The organism is Neobacillus vireti (assembly GCF_036962465.1).
GTDB classification, from domain to species: Bacteria; Bacillota; Bacilli; order Bacillales; family Cytobacillaceae; genus Neobacillus; species Neobacillus vireti_B.
On sequence record NZ_JBALNF010000041.1, the window covers coordinates 19,997 to 36,054 of the forward strand.

Annotated in this window: 14 protein-coding genes and 1 other annotated feature; of the genes, 8 read left to right on the forward strand and 6 right to left on the reverse strand. The window is 39.7% G+C overall.

Going from position 1 to position 16,058, the window contains the following annotated elements:
* Window positions 1–243: 243 nt before the first annotated feature.
* Complete coding sequence (locus V7077_RS17645) at window positions 244–1,359, reverse strand: aminopeptidase (protein ID WP_335504288.1); 1,116 nt, start codon at window positions 1,357–1,359, stop codon at window positions 244–246.
* Window positions 1,360–1,563: 204 nt separating this feature from the next.
* On the opposite strand from V7077_RS17645, the gene V7077_RS17650 reads away from it, so the two are divergent.
* The 5 genes from V7077_RS17650 (at window position 1,564) to ccpA (ending at window position 5,546) form a co-directional block, all read left to right on the forward strand.
* Window positions 1,564–2,025 (forward strand): DUF948 domain-containing protein, encoded by a 462-nt coding sequence (locus V7077_RS17650; protein WP_335504353.1) that lies wholly within the window; start codon window positions 1,564–1,566, stop codon window positions 2,023–2,025.
* Window positions 2,026–2,047: 22 nt separating this feature from the next.
* Window positions 2,048–2,524, forward strand: coding sequence for a YtxH domain-containing protein (locus V7077_RS17655; RefSeq protein WP_335504290.1), 477 nt, complete (start codon window positions 2,048–2,050; stop codon window positions 2,522–2,524).
* 77 nt (window positions 2,525–2,601) lie between these two features.
* Window positions 2,602–2,931, forward strand: a complete 330-nt coding sequence (ytxJ, locus tag V7077_RS17660) for a bacillithiol system redox-active protein YtxJ (RefSeq protein WP_335504292.1) — start codon at window positions 2,602–2,604, stop codon at window positions 2,929–2,931.
* 265 nt (window positions 2,932–3,196) lie between these two features.
* On the forward strand, window positions 3,197–4,273 hold the full coding sequence (locus V7077_RS17665; RefSeq protein ID WP_335504294.1) for a bifunctional 3-deoxy-7-phosphoheptulonate synthase/chorismate mutase: 1,077 nt from the start codon (window positions 3,197–3,199) through the stop codon (window positions 4,271–4,273).
* A gap of 274 nt (window positions 4,274–4,547) precedes the next feature.
* Entirely contained in the window at window positions 4,548–5,546 is a 999-nt protein-coding gene (ccpA, locus tag V7077_RS17670) for a catabolite control protein A (protein WP_335504296.1), read from the forward strand.
* 38 nt (window positions 5,547–5,584) lie between these two features.
* Here ccpA and V7077_RS17675 read toward each other — a convergent pair whose 3' ends face one another.
* The 3 genes from V7077_RS17675 to V7077_RS17685 all read right to left on the reverse strand — a co-directional run bounded on the left by V7077_RS17675 (window position 5,585) and on the right by V7077_RS17685 (window position 8,107).
* Window positions 5,585–6,757 carry an acetoin utilization protein AcuC gene (locus V7077_RS17675; protein ID WP_335504298.1) on the reverse strand — a complete coding sequence of 391 codons (1,173 nt, stop codon included), beginning with the start codon at window positions 6,755–6,757 and terminating at the stop codon, window positions 5,585–5,587.
* Window positions 6,754–7,401, reverse strand: coding sequence for an acetoin utilization AcuB family protein (locus V7077_RS17680; protein ID WP_335504300.1), 648 nt, complete (start codon window positions 7,399–7,401; stop codon window positions 6,754–6,756). Before V7077_RS17680 ends, V7077_RS17675 begins: the two co-directional genes overlap by 4 nt.
* Window positions 7,402–7,474: 73 nt before the next feature.
* The gene (locus tag V7077_RS17685; RefSeq protein ID WP_335504302.1) at window positions 7,475–8,107 is read right to left on the reverse strand and encodes an N-acetyltransferase; all 633 of its coding nucleotides are present in this window, start codon (window positions 8,105–8,107) and stop codon (window positions 7,475–7,477) included.
* Between the two features lie 202 nt (window positions 8,108–8,309).
* Between V7077_RS17685 and acsA the strand changes: the two genes are divergently transcribed.
* The gene (gene acsA / locus V7077_RS17690) at window positions 8,310–10,028 is read left to right on the forward strand and encodes an acetate--CoA ligase (protein ID WP_335504304.1); all 1,719 of its coding nucleotides are present in this window, start codon (window positions 8,310–8,312) and stop codon (window positions 10,026–10,028) included.
* A 173-nt stretch (window positions 10,029–10,201) separates the two neighbouring features.
* Here acsA and V7077_RS17695 read toward each other — a convergent pair whose 3' ends face one another.
* Complete coding sequence (locus V7077_RS17695; protein ID WP_335504306.1) at window positions 10,202–12,985, reverse strand: transglycosylase domain-containing protein; 2,784 nt, start codon at window positions 12,983–12,985, stop codon at window positions 10,202–10,204.
* A 148-nt stretch (window positions 12,986–13,133) separates the two neighbouring features.
* Window positions 13,134–13,353, forward strand: a binding site (T-box leader).
* A 44-nt stretch (window positions 13,354–13,397) separates the two neighbouring features.
* Between V7077_RS17695 and tyrS the strand changes: the two genes are divergently transcribed.
* Window positions 13,398–14,654, forward strand: coding sequence for a tyrosine--tRNA ligase (gene tyrS, locus V7077_RS17700; protein ID WP_335504308.1), 1,257 nt, complete (start codon window positions 13,398–13,400; stop codon window positions 14,652–14,654).
* A gap of 186 nt (window positions 14,655–14,840) precedes the next feature.
* Window positions 14,841–15,026 carry a DUF6954 family protein gene (locus V7077_RS17705; RefSeq protein WP_335504309.1) on the forward strand — a complete coding sequence of 62 codons (186 nt, stop codon included), beginning with the start codon at window positions 14,841–14,843 and terminating at the stop codon, window positions 15,024–15,026.
* A gap of 45 nt (window positions 15,027–15,071) precedes the next feature.
* On the opposite strand, the gene rpsD is transcribed toward V7077_RS17705, so the two are convergent.
* The gene (gene rpsD / locus V7077_RS17710) at window positions 15,072–15,674 is read right to left on the reverse strand and encodes a 30S ribosomal protein S4 (RefSeq protein WP_335504311.1); all 603 of its coding nucleotides are present in this window, start codon (window positions 15,672–15,674) and stop codon (window positions 15,072–15,074) included.
* Between the last annotated feature and the right edge of the window lie 384 nt (window positions 15,675–16,058).

A 16,058-nucleotide genomic window follows, 5' to 3' on the forward strand; every position in this document is an offset into this window, starting at 1 on the left:
GGCACTGGAGCAAGACAACAAGAAAAGCGGAAGCGCCCTGGTCAGCGGCGTATGGCCTGGAGCGCTCCAACTGAGATAAAGGAAACACGAAGAGCATAATCAATGTTGACTTATCGTAGGGCGGAGCGCGAAGGACACTAGCCGCTAGGGCGCTGGAGCTGGACAATTCTCAATGTCGATACTTATACTTTTCTAACCTATGTAACAGAAAAAAGGATGCCAGCAAAATGGCATCCTTTTTGGTTATTTAAGCTTATCAGGGTTTAGTACGTCTAATTCAGGCAAAACGAATAGACCGTCTTTACGAATGAGGACATCATCAAAATAGATTTCTCCGCCGCCATATTCTTTACGCTGGATGTTAACCATGTCCCAGTGAATATTGGAATGGTTACCATTGAAGGCATCGTCATAGCATTGTCCCGGTGTAAAATGGAAGCTGCCGGCTATTTTTTCATCAAACAAGATATCCTGCATCGGCGTCAGGATAAATGGATTCACGCCGATGGCAAATTCCCCAACATAGCGGGCTCCCTCATCTGTATCAAAGATTTTATTGATGCGGCTTGAATCATTGGATTCTGCATCCACAATCTTCCCGTTTTTAAAGGTTAATTTTACATTTTCAAACGTAAAGCCTTGATAAGGGGATGGTGTATTATAAGTTATAACACCGTTAACTGAATCCCTCACTGGAGCGGTGTAAACTTCCCCATCAGGAATATTTAGTCTTCCTGCACATTTAATGGCCGGGATGTCTTTAATAGAGAAATGCAGGTCGGTTCCCGGGCCCGTAATGTGAACCCTATCCGTCCGGTTCATTAATTCTACTAAGCTGCCCATTGCTTGATCCATTTTAGCATAATCAAGATTGCATACATCAAAGTAAAAGTTCTCGAATCCTTCTGTACTCATTTTAGCTAATTGCGCCATCGAAGATGTTGGGTATCTAAGGACAACCCATTTAGTCTTAGGAACACGGATGTCCCGGTGAACCTTTTTGCCAATCGTATTGCCATGTATTTTCATTTTTTCATCCGGAACATCAGATTGTTCACTGATGTTATCTCCGGAGCGAAGTCCTATGTATGCATCCATCTTACTCATGACATTTGCTTCAAACTCAGCCATCATATTAAATTGTTCTACCTGTGCCCCCATTAAAAGCGAACGGTCCACTTGATGGTCCTTTAGCAGAACAAAAGGATATCCCCCTGCTTCATACGCTTCCTTTACAAGTGCAGTCACAAGTTCCCGCTGCAGCCCAAAATTTTCAATCAGTACCTTTTCCCCTTTTTGAAGCTGGACTGAATAATTAATTAAATTTCTCGCAAGTTTTGCGATACGAGGATCCTTCACACAAACACCTCCAACACGATTTGATCTTTCCTTTCTATTGTACCCGAACAACATTAGAAAGTTGAAATTAAAATATGGGGAATTTTTTAAACAAATGGCAGGAAAACAAGACAAATTTATGGAAGTAGTATAAGATTATTTGGAGGTTTATAACTAGAAAGAATCGGTTATACATAGGGATAGGATTTAAGGCGGAGGTGCATGATGCATATTATTTTATATTTAAGCGCAGCATTGATAGCAATTGCATTTTTTGTGCTAGTTATCTATTTATCAAAAACACTAAAATCACTTCAAGTTACGCTTACAAGCGTTTCAAACACTTTGAGTGGTTTAGAAAAACAATTGGATGGTGTCACAACGGAAACAACCTTACTCCTGCAAAAAACTAACGCATTAGCAGAAGATATTCAGCAAAAATCTGAAAGTCTAAATAGTGTGGTTGAGGCCGTGAAGGATGTAGGCACAACGGTGACCAGGTTTAATGGGACACTTCAGAACATTAGCCATTCAGTTGATCAGCAGGTAGAGGAAAATAAAGAAAAAATCTCGCAAATTGTTCAATGGGGGAATATTCTCCTTGAATTAAAAGAAAAGTGGCAGTCTAGAAAGCAATCCAAACAAGAAGTAAGTGTAAATGAGCGACAAAGGGTAAGGTCACATTAACTAAGAAAGGGAGGAAGAACACATGACTAGTCGAGAATATGAGTCAAGAGAAACGAATCAAAGCCGTAATGAGGGATCTTCTAGCACCTTCTTTTGGGGGGCGGTTATTGGAGGAGTTGTGGGAGCTGCGGCAGCTTTGCTTTTTGCTCCTAAATCCGGAAGAGAGCTTCGTACCACTCTAGGTAGTCAAGCTGATACGATTATGGATAAAACAGTGAGTTTAAAGGAAAATGTAGTAGCAAAAAGTAATGAATTAGCTTCTAAAACATCATCTATTTCTCAAGGAATTGTCCTGCAGTCCTCAGAACTTGTTAATAAAGTTAAAGGGAAAACATCTCAAAAGGACGAGGATAGCTCAGACTCCGAAGGAACCTATATTTCTATTCAAAGCCCGAAGGAATCTCCATCAGCAAAAAAATCAGACAGTAATGATATTAAGAAAAAATTAGAGGAAACGCAAAAGGCTTTTGACGAAGAAGAAAGTAAAGTGAAACTTTAATATTTGTGATAAAAATGGTGAAGTGATAAAATTACTTCACCATTTATTTATTTTGGATACTTTGGAGGTATATAGAAATGCTAAAAAAAATTGATACTGTTGAACAATTTGATCATGTAATGAAAACTGAAGGTGAATTCTATCTTTTGAAACATAGTTTAACATGTCCAATTAGTCTTGCTGCATATAAGGAATATGAAAAGTTTGCAGGCTCCGATCAAGATATCCCTACTTACTTCTTAGCTGTTCAAGATTCACGTCCGTTATCAAACGAAATAGCTGAAAGATTCGAAATTAAGCATGAATCACCACAGGCCATTCTTTTTTCAGAAGGAAAGCCGCGCTGGAATGCTTCTCATTGGAAAATTACAAGCCGCTCTCTTACAGATGCAGCAAATGGTAATTAAATATAATTTTACCTTTTGGAAACATTTACATTGAATTTGCATATATTACTCTATTATAAGTCCATTTACTTTAACGCTTAAAAGCGTTTAATTGTTAAAGAAAAAATAGGTGACAAAAAATTATTTTTCAGCTATAATTGGTCTAATTATTCAAAAATTATAAAATTTTAACTTTAAGCTTGTAAATCATTATCTTTGGATAGAGAATTACCTGAAATTTACTTCGAAAAGAAAATGATCTGCAAAAGGAAGGACGGGACGAATAATGAGCAATAATGAATTGGATCAACTGAGGACACGTGTTGATGAATTGAATTTGGAGTTATTAAAACTAATTAATGAAAGAGCTCAGCTCGTTCAAGAGATCGGACGAGTAAAAGGTAATCAGGGTGTTTACCGTTACGATCCAGTCCGTGAAAGAAAAATGCTTGAAGTGATTAAAGAACATAATGATGGCCCATTTGAGGATTCAACGATTGATCATCTCTTTAAGGAAATTTTTAAAGCAGGGCTAGACTTACAGAAAGATGACCACGAAAAAGCATTACTAGTATCAAGAAAGAAAAAGCCTGAAGATACGATTGTTTCATTGAAGGGCGAAAATATCGGGGATGGTAAACAACATTTTGTATTTGGCCCTTGTTCCGTTGAGTCCTATGAGCAGGTAGCAGCAGTAGCTAAGTCGATGAAAGAAAAAGGCTTAAAGCTTCTTCGGGGCGGCGCCTATAAGCCAAGAACTTCCCCATATGATTTCCAAGGCCTGGGAGTAGAGGGGTTAAAAATTCTAAAACGTGTAGCTGACGAGTTCGATATGGCAGTAATTAGTGAAATTGTGAACCCGGCTGATATTGAGTTAGCTTGTGATTACATTGATGTTATTCAAATTGGTGCCCGTAATATGCAGAACTTTGAGTTATTAAAAGCTGCTGGTGCAGTTAACAAACCGGTCTTATTAAAGAGAGGGCTTGCTGCTACTATTGAAGAGTTTATCAATGCGGCAGAATATATTATGGCACAAGGAAATGGCCAAATCATTCTTTGTGAGCGTGGAATAAGGACGTATGAACGGGCAACAAGAAATACATTAGATATTTCCGCCGTTCCTATCCTGAAAAAGGAAACACATTTACCGGTCATGGTGGACGTTACCCATTCGACTGGAAGAAGAGATTTATTACTTCCATGTGCGAAAGCAGCTATTGCGATTGGGGCAGATGGAGTTATGGCTGAAGTTCACCCAGATCCTGCGGTTGCCCTTTCAGACGCTCAACAGCAAATGGATCTTAAGCAATTTGATGAATTCTATAATCAATTATTAGCATCAAATTTCGTTAATATTTAAAGAACCATCATAAACTGGACCTTCTGCTGTGAATCGCAGAAGGTTTTTTCTTATTTTCGGACATTTTTAAAAAAATATTGACATTTTCAATTGCGGCTTTAATCTAGTTGTCGTATCATTAAGTACATATGAAGATTGTTTATTATCTCACAAACAACCAAAGCGGATGGTCGTTAAACAGAGAAATTTTAACTAGACAAAGAATCATGACTAGTTTTTTACAAACAGATGTAAAATAAAAAAAACAATGAACGTTTTAGGAGAGTGTATAAAAGTGAATATTACTATTTATGATGTGGCAAGGGAAGCTAATGTATCAATGGCAACTGTTTCCCGTGTTGTGAATGGAAACCCGAATGTTAAACCGGTTACCCGCAAAAAAGTCCTAGAGGTTATTGACAGACTAGGCTATCGCCCTAATGCCGTTGCCAGGGGATTAGCTAGTAAGAAAACAACTACGGTTGGAGTCATTATTCCTGATATTTCGAGCATCTTCTTTGCAGAATTAGCCCGCGGGATTGAGGATATTGCAACAATGTATAAGTATAATATCATCTTAAGTAATTCTGACCAAAATAAAGATAAAGAATTACATTTATTGAATACGATGCTTGGTAAACAAGTAGACGGGATTGTCTTTATGGGAGGAAATATTACCGCAGACCATGTCGAGGAATTCGGAAAGTCCCCAGTTCCGATTGTTCTTGCAGGATCTATTGAAGAGTCTAATCAAATTCCGTCGGTAAACATTGATTATGAAGCAGCTGTTTATGATTCTGTAAAGGAATTTATTGAAAAGGGTCATAAACATATTGCTTTTGTTGTTGGGCCGTTACATGAACCAAAAAATGCACAGAAAAAATTAAAGGGCTACCAAAGAGCGCTTCAAGACGCTGGTCTTCCATACAATGAAGAATTGATTGTTGAAGGCGATTATACGTACGATTCAGGAATCGAAGCTTTTGAAAAATTACTTGAAGCTGCAGACAGACCGACAGCGATTTTAGTTGGCTCTGATGAAATGGCACTAGGTGTTGTTCATGGGGCAGAGGACAAAGGCTTTCATATACCGGAAGACTTTGAGGTCATTACCTCAGACAATACCCGCTTGTCACTAATGGTGCGCCCGCAGCTGACCACCATTGTTCAGCCGTTATATGATATTGGGGCAGTTTCCATGCGTCTTCTAACTAAATTGATGAATAAAGATAAGACTAGTGAATCAATCGTTGTCTTACCACATCGGATTGAACATCGTAAATCGACAAAATAAAAAAGTGGGTTGGCACCTTACGATGCCAACCCCTTTTTTTATATCAATTCCTTTTTTTGCTGACTTCTAATTGGGAATAATGCTTTTTCAAGTGTTAGTAGATTTTTTTCGGTAATTTCTGCCTTTCGTGGAATCGGAGTGTATATCCCTTCAGGATCATTCCACTCCATAGGCAATGGAACAGGAGCTAGCTTTTGCCACTGCTCAACCCACTCATCCGGTAAAGGACCATAGCCTTTCCTGTTTTCCGTCATTTCAAGCCAAATCAGTGCCCAAGCCCTAGGTACCACACGCCAGATATCATATCCGCCCCCGCCGACAGCAATCCACTTACCATTACAATATTGATGAGCAATTTCATGAGCAAGTCGAGGTATCTCCCGATATATTTTCATCGTTGCAGATAAATGGGTTAAGGGATCATAATAATGGGAATCAGCGCCGTTCTGAGTTAGGATCACATCCGGTTTGAAAAATTCAGCCACTTCTTTAATTGATTGTGTGTAGACATGCAGCCATGATTCATCTTCGGTAAAGGCATCTACAGGTATATTAAAAGAATAACCGTACCCGAGACCTTGGCCGCGTTCATTAATGCTGCCTGTTCCAGGGAATAAATATCTTCCGGTTTCATGTATGGACAGGGTACAAACACCAGGGTCATCATAAAATGACCATTGAACACCATCGCCATGATGGGCATCGGTATCGACATATAAGACCCGTGCATGATATTTTTCTTGTAAATATCTTATCGCAACAGAGCTATCATTATAGACACAGAATCCTGAGGCTTTGCCACGGAAGCCGTGATGTAATCCTCCGCCAAGGTGAAGGGCATGAAGCGCCTTTCCTGTCATTACTTGGTCCACTGCCGTTAATGTCCCTCCAACTAATAAGGAACTCGCTTCATGCATATGGGGGAACACGGGGGTATCCTCTGTTCCTAGTCCATAATTTTCAGCTATTTCCTTTGGAATAGTTCCCTCTCCTGCCTGTTTTACCGCCTCTACGTAGCTGGGGTCATGGATTAGCGTTAATTCCCTTTCAGTTGCCATCTTGGGCGGAATAATCTGCTCGGGCGCTAAAGCATTGATTTTATGTAAAAGGTCAACTGTCAATTGCAGCCGGAATTGATTAAAAGGATGATGGTCATTAAATTTATATTTTAGCAGTTCTTCTGAAAATATAAAGGAGCACTGATCTTTCATAGAGATATCCCCGGGAGGTTGGGCCATAAAACATGATGGCCAGCTTGTTTAAGATCTTGAATGAGTGCTGTTGGATTCATTGTTTGTACTCTAAGAACAAGGATTTTAAAGTGATCATCGTTTTTATCTGGATAGACCAGAACACTCAGGATATTAGCGTTCCTCTTTTTTATCAAAGCTGTTATATCACTAAGTACACCGGCGAGATTGGGAACCTTGATTTCAATCTGAGAGCCTGGCTGGTGTGCTCCAGTTAATTCAACCATAGTCCGCAGTAAATCCGTTTCCGTTACTATTCCGATTAGTTTTCGGTCATTAATAATCGGAATACAGCTGATTTTATGTTCATAAAACAAACCAGCTGCCTCTTCCACAAAGTCAAGCGGGTGACCAGTGATTACATTTTTCTCCATAATCGTTTCTAGTGGTTTCTTTAAGTCTTCGGGATGTTCATTTGCATGAAAGATAGAGGGGGTTGCTTCTCGTATATTTGCTACGGTTATTAGTCCGTGTAAATGGTTGTCTTGGTCTACAATCGGAATGTGACGAATTTTTCTTGTATCCATTAAATGTATGGCATCTGCAATCGTATTCGTTGGTAAAAGTACGGCAACATCTGTTTTCATGATTTCTTCAATAATCATATAAATCACCCTCAATCAAAATGATTAAGCTGTCTAGCTCCAGTCCTTGCAATGCTAAACGGTCACTTCCACTTTAGTACATAAATCGATTCATAAACCTGAGCCGGTCAAACTTTTGGATGGAATCAGCTTCTATTCTTTTTCCTATCCTTGCCATTAAACAGTTAGCAGGGTGAGAGCAAATTTCAGGATCATCTGTTGCATACCACTCCAGGCCGCCGGCATTCATCATTTTCTCCATAACCTTTCGGTAATCCCAAACATTTAATTTTGTACCTTTCAAATCCCAATGCCAGTAATACTCCGTTGTAATGGTAATATAATCTTCCATGGCATCATCCATCATGGAGACAACCAACAGATTTTTACCGACGGAGCAGCCCCTGAATTTTGGGATGACCTCAATAGCCCCTAATTCTATCAGGTTATCCATCTTTCCTTCTGACCATCGCTCAAGCGGGTCAGGATAAAGATACGTTACATATCCGACGATGGTATGCAGGTCTCTGGCAATAATGATTCTTCCTTCCGGAAGATCGGCAATCCCAATCAAAGCCTGATGCTGTTGCGCAGGCTGTCGAAATGCTACAAGGTCATGGTGAAACTCATATCCAGCAAGTTTTTCAGATGAAATTGGACCCTCAATGATTAAGTTCCCATGAGGAGTTTTTAATTGTTTGGCATTGTATGTTTTTGTATGTTCCATACTGTCACCTACTCTACAGAGATGGTTGTGTATCAATTCTATTATACATAAAAACTAGTAGAAAAAAGAAATTTCAAATAATTTTTTTGTAAGGAAATAGGTGAATGCCCATAAAATTCAAGAAAATAATATTTTTAAAATTGTGAATAGTAATTGTTTGTACTATAATTATCTCATACTAGCAAATGAGGGGGAGATTTAGGTGAAAGTGGAAGCGCTGCCAGTTGTCCAAGGCGAGTTTAATCTAGAAAATTATGAAGAAATGTACAAACGTTTTGACTGGAAGGAAACAGAAAAACAATTTTCCTGGAGCGAAACAGGACTTGTAAATTTGGCTTATGAGGCGATTGACCGCCATGCGAAAACCTTCCGGAAGAATAAGATAGCCCTATATTACCGTGATGGTGCTAGAGATGAAAAGTATACATTTAAGGAAATGAAGGATTTATCCAATAAGGCAGCAAATGTATTGAAAACATATGGTGATGTTGAAAAAGGCGATCGCGTCTTTATCTTCATGCCGCGCTCTCCGGAACTCTATTTTTCAGTACTAGGTGCGATTAAGCTCGGCGCGATTGTCGGGCCGTTATTTGAAGCATTTATGGAGGGAGCAGTCCGGGACAGGCTGCAGGACAGTGAAGCAAAAGTTTTAGTTACAACCCCAGATTTGTTAGAACGTGTCCCTGTTCAAGATTTACCTGCCTTAAAGCATATTTTTGTTGTGGGGAATAATGTTGAAGAGCAAGGAAAAACGAGTAACTTTATAGAGAAGTTTAAATCAGCAAGCACAGAACTTAAGATTGAATGGGTGGATCGCAGGGATGGTCTGATTCTGCACTATACATCAGGGTCTACTGGGAAGCCTAAAGGAGTATTGCACGTACATAATGCCATGATTCAACATTACCAAACCGCAAAATGGGTTCTAGATTTAAAAGAGGATGATGTATACTGGTGTACTGCCGATCCTGGCTGGGTAACAGGTACATCTTATGGCATCTTTGGTCCGTGGTTAACAGGAACTTCTAACCTAATCGTCGGCGGCCGTTTTAGTCCTGAATCCTGGTATCAAATGATAGAAGATTTTGGTGTTACTGTATGGTATAGTGCACCAACTGCCTTCCGGATGCTGATGGGGGCGGGGGATGAGCTTGTTAAAAAGTTCGATCTAAGCAGTCTGCGTCATATCTCAAGTGTTGGTGAACCGTTAAATCCTGAAGTAGTCAAATGGGGTGTAAAGGTATTTAATAAACGTATCCATGATGGCTGGTGGATGACCGAGACAGGAGCACAGCTTATCTGTAATTATCCTTGTATGGAAATCAAGCCTGGTTCCATGGGAAAACCTATTCCAGGAGTTAAAGCAGCTATTGTTGATAATCAAGGGAATGAACTGCCGCCATATCGCATGGGGAATTTGGCGATTAAAAAGGGCTGGCCATCGATGATGCACACCATTTGGAATAACCAGGAAAAGTATGAATCCTATTTTATGCCTGGTGATTGGTATGTGTCAGGGGACTCTGCCTATATGGACGAAGATGGATATTTCTGGTTCCAGGGCAGGGTCGATGATGTGATCATGACGTCTGGGGAGCGGGTTGGTCCGTTTGAAGTAGAAAGTAAACTCGTCGAGCACCCGGCTGTTGCAGAAGCAGGGGTTATTGGGAAACCAGACCCTGTCCGCGGTGAGATTATTAAGGCGTTCGTGGCTTTACGTGACGGTTTTGAAGCCTCTGAAGAATTAAAAGAGGAAATAAGACAATTTGTAAAAAAAGGTCTTGCCGCTCACGCAGCGCCTAGGGAAATTGATTTCCGTGACAAATTACCAAAAACTCGAAGCGGTAAAATTATGAGACGCGTCTTAAAGGCATGGGAGTTGAACCTGCCGACAGGGGACCTTTCAACCATGGAAGATTAATGAACGTTTCAAACACACGATTATTCAAAAAGAATGGTCGTGTGTTTTTATTTTTATATATCCCGGAAGTATGAAAGCAAGATGTGTGTTCACTTGTTCAACTTGCAAGTGACACAAAAAAAGAATGGCTGTGAGAGCCATTCTTTTCTTCATTCTTTATATGCAGCAGATACTTATGGTGCGGTTGTATTAGCTGGTGGTGTAGTCGGTGGTACGACCGGTAAAGGAGCAGAAGCTCCAATCTCAACAACATTAGATGATGCGGATTCTTTGCCGGCAATATCAACTGCATTAACGTGATAAGAGCCGTTTCCTGCCGTATAGGAGAGCTGTGAGCCGCTATTAATACTGGCTACCTTGGTATTGCCTTGATATACTCGGTAACCGACGACATCATTATCGCCTGACTTGGACCAGGATAAGGTATTTCCGGACACAGAAAGAGCTACTCCGTCTGGATTTTTTCCGTTATCGACCATTTTAGCAGTAGGTACAAGTATTTTTCCCCAACGATCCCTTTTCGGAATCAATTGACTATAATTTTTAAAATTTCTTCCGACCATTCTAGTGATAAAGTCCGGATTCAGGACCAAGCCAAACTGGGCAAACTCTTTTGGAGTGGAATCCAGGGCTAAGTACTTTTTATCCCCTACAGTAACAAACTTCCCTTCCACTAAACTGTCATCCACTTGTGTTGGAACATTATTCACATTGAAATAGTCACTTTGGATTAGGCCTGCCTTTGAACAGGCTGCAGATGGAAGCAAGCCGGAAACTGCACAAAAGGAACGTTTTACGATTCCACTAGGCATTTGGAATGATTCCTTTGGGTCCACTAAATTTGGGTTGATATCGTAAGCGGCATTTATTAATTCTGCCCATAAATTATTCGTCCGCTGACTATAACTCATTCCTGATGTTTGTAATGATTTTGGTGTATCATAACCTGTCCAAATTCCAAAGGTTACATTAGGGTTCGAAGCCACAAACCAAGAATCGATATACTGATTACCGGTTCCTGTTTTTCCGGCCCAATCTGCACTGAACTTCAATTTACTCTTAACTCCAGCGGCAGTCCCCATTTTGATAACATCCCGCATCATATCAAGTGTAAGATAGGCGGTTTGCGGCTTAAAGACATCTACAGGTTTTACTTCATGCTGGTAGATAATTTTGCCATCTTTATCAACAATCTTATCGATCATATAGGCATCTATAAATTTTCCGCCATTTGCAAACGTACTAAATGCATTGGTATTTTCCTCAATCGTAACACCTGTTTCCATTGACCCAATCGCTGTTGCAAGATTGGTGTAATCCGGCTTTTTCAGAGAGGTAAATCCCATTTTTTCGAGATATTTTGCAGGCTGTTGTGCAACGATATCTTTATACAGTTTAACGGCCGGAACGTTATACGATTTTGCTAATGCATAACGAGCGGAAACGATCCCGCTATACCTTAAATCATAGTTACGGGGCCACGGAGTGCTTCGACCATCGGCAAGACTTAGCGCTACATCTGGAAGCGGCATACCTGGTGAAGCTTTGCCTAACTCAATTGCAGGCCCATAAACGAGAAGTGGCTTCATGGTCGAACCATTCTGCCTAATGGCGCTAGTTGCATGGTTAAGCTGCTGATTTCCGTAATTTCTCCCTGCTACAAAACTGATAATTTTGCCGGTCTTGTTTTCAATCAATTCCGCTCCAACTTCAACAGGCTCCATGACCCTTACTTCTTCACCGGTTTCCGGATCTTTTTTCACCTGAGCCTTATCAGGTCCGTAGTATTTATAATTATCTTTTACCGTTTGCATCCTATCATAAATATTTTTGTCTATCGTTGTATAAATCTTGTAACCATTTTGGTGGAGATCATGGTTAGCTATTGTTTTATATTTATAATAAAGAGTATCATCATTTTTTAAATCCTTATCTGTGTAGCCATCTTTTTTTGCCAGTACAGTAGTAAGGGCATCGAGAGAACGTTTTTCAATTTCGAATGTAAGCCATGGGTATTTTTCAAGTGGATTGGGTACAGGCTTAATAAAGTCCTTTGTGATGTCGTAAGCTGAGGCTTCAGCATATTGCTGCTGGTTTATGTATCCACCATCAAACATCCTTTTTAAAACTGTTTTCATTCGAGTCAGTCCTGGCTCAAGATTATTTTTCACTGTGCCTTCTCTAGTAAAGGGAGTATAACCAAACGGACTTTGCGGAAGACCGGCAATGAAGGCCGCTTGCGGCAGTGTTAGCTCACTAGCGCTTTTTCCAAAAATTCCTTTAGCCGCTGCTTGGACACCGGCAATGTTTTGACCCGATGAGTTTCTTCCAAAGGTTGAAACATTGAGGTAGGCTTCTAAGATTTCTTTTTTGTTGAAGAATTTTTCTAAACGAAGGGCAAGTAAGATTTCATTGGCTTTCCTTTGAAAGGAGACTTCATTCGTTAGAATCTGATTTTTAATTAATTGCTGTGTTAACGTACTTCCACCTGATTGAACAGCGGAATTTGTTACCTCTTGAAAAAGAGCTCGGAATACGGCCTTCGGTACGACCCCTTTATGTTGATAAAAGTATTGGTCTTCCGTTGCCACTACGGCATTAGTCAAATCCTTTGAGACTTGATCAAGTTTTACCTCTTCCCGGACCAAATCGGTCCTGAGCCTGCCAAGGTAGACATTGTTAGCAAAGTATAAGTCCGAGGTTTCGGTATAATTATAAATATCCTTTTTCATGCTGTCGTATGAGCGGACGGGTTCATCTTTTACTAGTGAGGCAAAGTAGCCTGCACCAACACCTGTTGCAAATGACCCGCCAAGAATGCCGACAGTTAGTACAAGGAGAATTAAGTTCCAAACGACTTGGTAGGTTATGCGTGCACTTTTTACCGTTTTCCTATGGGTAAACAAGTTTAATATGGATCTTCCTTTTTCCATCCAAGCGTGCATTTTTTCATTCATTCAGAGAATCACCTCAATATAAAATCACATCCATTATAGCATACAGAAGGACTAAAAACTGACAACCTTCTACATTTTCTGAAATTTCCAGTCGCCAGTTTGACAGGGGTGAGGAAATATGTTAAAAAAAGCTATAGCATATTTTATATTTAAAGCTGTGAAGGGAATCAACTGTAGTTCTTCTATCCCTGTTTGTAGAGAGTCAGCGGTGGTGAAAGCTGATACACATAGAAGAATGAATTACCTCCTGGAGCTTTTTTCTGTGAACTCGTTTGTTAGTAGCGGAAAACGGTTTAAACCGTTATCTTATTGAGTTGGAGGATATTTCCTCAAGCTGGGTGGTACCGCGTAAACTATACGTCCCTGCATTTTGCAGGGGCGTTTTTATTTTGGGATAATTGGAGGGATTAACATGGATTTATTACAGGATCTAACATGGAGAGGCATTATTTATCAGCAAACAGATGAAGAGGGTCTAAAAGATTTATTAAGTAAGGAAAGTATTTCGCTTTATTGCGGGGTAGACCCGACTGCTAATAGCTTGCACATAGGGCACTTAGTAGCGTTTTTAACACTGAGAAGATTTCAGCAGCATGGCCATCGGCCTATCGTGTTGGTTGGCGGCGCTACTGGATTAATTGGAGACCCAAGCGGTAAAAGTGAAGAGCGTAAATTGCTTACGTTGGAAACCGTTCAGGAGAATGTGGAAGGCATTAAAAAACAGCTTGCTTCTATTTTTGACTTTGATGGTGAAAATGGAGCGACTTTGGTTAATAACTATGATTGGGCAGGCTCTATGGATATCGTGAGCTTCTTACGTGATATCGGTAAGCATATTGGTGTTAATTACATGCTTGCTAAAGATACCATTGCATCACGTCTTGAAACCGGAATCTCTTTTACCGAATTCACCTACACAATTCTTCAGGCAATGGATTTTAATCATTTATATGACCACCATAATTGTAAATTGCAAATTGGCGGCAGTGACCAATGGGGAAATATCACTTCCGGACTTGAATTAATCCGGAAAATGCATAATGAAGAATCAAAGGCATTCGGTCTTACGATTCCACTTGTTACAAAAGCAGATGGAACAAAATTCGGTAAGACAGCAGGCGGCGCTGTCTGGTTAGATCCGGAAAAGACCACCCCGTACGAATTCTATCAGTTCTGGATTAACACAGCCGATGCAGATATAGTGAAATATTTGAAATACTTTACTTTCCTTTCTCATGAAGAAATTGAAAGCCTTGAACAAAGTGTTCAAGAAGAGCCGCACCTTCGTAAAGCTCAAAAAGCATTGGCAGAAGAAATGACCCGCTTAATCCATGGGGAAGAATCATTACAGCAAGCAATTAAAATCTCACAAGCCCTTTTTAGCGGTGAAGTGAAGAATCTTTCTGCAGCAGAAATTAAGCAAGGCTTTAAAGATGTACCTTCTTATGATGCCAAAGAGGGAGAAGAGAATTTAGTTGACTTGCTTGTAGCGGCAAAAATTTCTCCTTCTAAGCGACAGGCACGAGAAGATATTACGAACGGGGCCGTTACGGTAAATGGGGAAAAGGTGACTGATACTGCTTACCTTCTTCAGGAAACAGATCGTATTGAAGGCCAGTTTACGATTATTAGAAGAGGCAAAAAGAAATACACGTTAATAAACTATTAAAGACTAGGGCTTTGGTTTTCCAAAGCCCATTTTTTATTACAAGAAAAACCATGAGGAAACAAAAGCCGGTAAACGAGGACTTCCTTGTCCTCATAAAAAGTTTTTTATATAACTCTCTATACAAAGGTAACGAGGGACTAAGGAACTTCGTCAAATCATATAATAAGGAAAATCGGCGGTGGAAAAATGAAAATTATTATACACATCTTCTTTTTACTTCTTCTCGCACTTGTGACATTTTTTGGGCTTGGTCCTATTCTTATGGCTGATGGACCCATGCAAGAAAGATTATGGACTGCAGTAATTGTATTCATCCTTTATCTATTCCTAACCTATTGTTACCAAAAGGCATTGAAGAAGGTAAATAAATAAAAAAAACGAATGCCAATTGGCATCCGTTTTTTTTTATTAAACAGATTAACGAGAGTAGAACTCAACGATAAGTGCTTCGTTAATCTCAGCAGGAAGTTCAGAACGTTCTGGTAAACGAGTGAAAGTTCCTTCTAATTTGTCAGCATCAAAAGTTAAGAAATCAGGTACAAAGTTATTAACTTCGATAGCTTCTTTAATTACATCAAGGTTACGTGATTTTTCACGAACACTGATAGTTTGTCCAGCAGTTACACGGTATGATGGAATATCTACACGAGAACCATTAACTAAGATATGACCGTGGTTTACTAATTGGCGAGCAGCACGACGAGTGCGAGCAAGACCTAAACGGTAAACAACGTTATCTAAACGTGATTCAAGTAATACCATGAAGTTTTCACCGTGGATACCTGATAATTTGCCAGCTTTTTCGAAAAGAGTGCGGAATTGGCGCTCATTTACACCATACATATGACGAAGCTTTTGCTTCTCTTGTAATTGTAATCCGTATTCAGAAAGCTTTTTGCGTTGGTTTGGACCATGTTGTCCAGGAGCGTAAGGACGCTTTTCTAATTCTTTACCTGTGCCGCTTAGAGAGATTCCAAGACGACGGGATAGTTTCCAGCTTGGGCCGGTATAACGAGCCATGAATGACTCCTCCTTAGTGTTTTTATTTTGGTAAAATAAAAACCGTTATGAGAATCTTTACTAGACATTTTGTTTTCATGCACCTTCGCCCTAGCAGCTAAGGGTTACAAGATGCACCATCAAAAAAGTTTGAGGAACAAAATGAGACCAATAAAATGAACTCAATAGGCTGCATATATTTTACACAAAGAATATTATATGATTTTTATACATGGTAAGTCAAGTATATTTTTAAGCGGACTTAAATGACCCGGAAATGTTCTAGAAAAATTAATATTTTACCTAAAAATATATTCCAAAAGCATCTTATTATTCACTATAATTAGGATACAATGTATTTATTTGGAATTTAAAAACAGAAAATAAGTATGTAGTCTCTAAAGG

Coding starts and splice junctions, on each gene's coding strand:
- V7077_RS17650 (WP_335504353.1), top strand. CDS start 1,564: ATGCATATTATTTTATATTTAAGCGCAGCATTGATAGCAATTGCATTT.
- V7077_RS17655 (WP_335504290.1), top strand. CDS start 2,048: ATGACTAGTCGAGAATATGAGTCAAGAGAAACGAATCAAAGCCGTAAT.
- ytxJ (WP_335504292.1), top strand. CDS start 2,602: ATGCTAAAAAAAATTGATACTGTTGAACAATTTGATCATGTAATGAAA.
- V7077_RS17665 (WP_335504294.1), top strand. CDS start 3,197: ATGAGCAATAATGAATTGGATCAACTGAGGACACGTGTTGATGAATTG.
- V7077_RS17675 (WP_335504298.1), bottom strand. CDS start 6,757: ATGAAAGATCAGTGCTCCTTTATATTTTCAGAAGAACTGCTAAAATAT.
- V7077_RS17680 (WP_335504300.1), bottom strand. CDS start 7,401: ATGATTATTGAAGAAATCATGAAAACAGATGTTGCCGTACTTTTACCA.
- V7077_RS17685 (WP_335504302.1), bottom strand. CDS start 8,107: ATGGAACATACAAAAACATACAATGCCAAACAATTAAAAACTCCTCAT.
- V7077_RS17695 (WP_335504306.1), bottom strand. CDS start 12,985: ATGAATGAAAAAATGCACGCTTGGATGGAAAAAGGAAGATCCATATTA.
- tyrS (WP_335504308.1), top strand. CDS start 13,398: ATGGATTTATTACAGGATCTAACATGGAGAGGCATTATTTATCAGCAA.
- V7077_RS17705 (WP_335504309.1), top strand. CDS start 14,841: ATGAAAATTATTATACACATCTTCTTTTTACTTCTTCTCGCACTTGTG.
- rpsD (WP_335504311.1), bottom strand. CDS start 15,674: ATGGCTCGTTATACCGGCCCAAGCTGGAAACTATCCCGTCGTCTTGGA.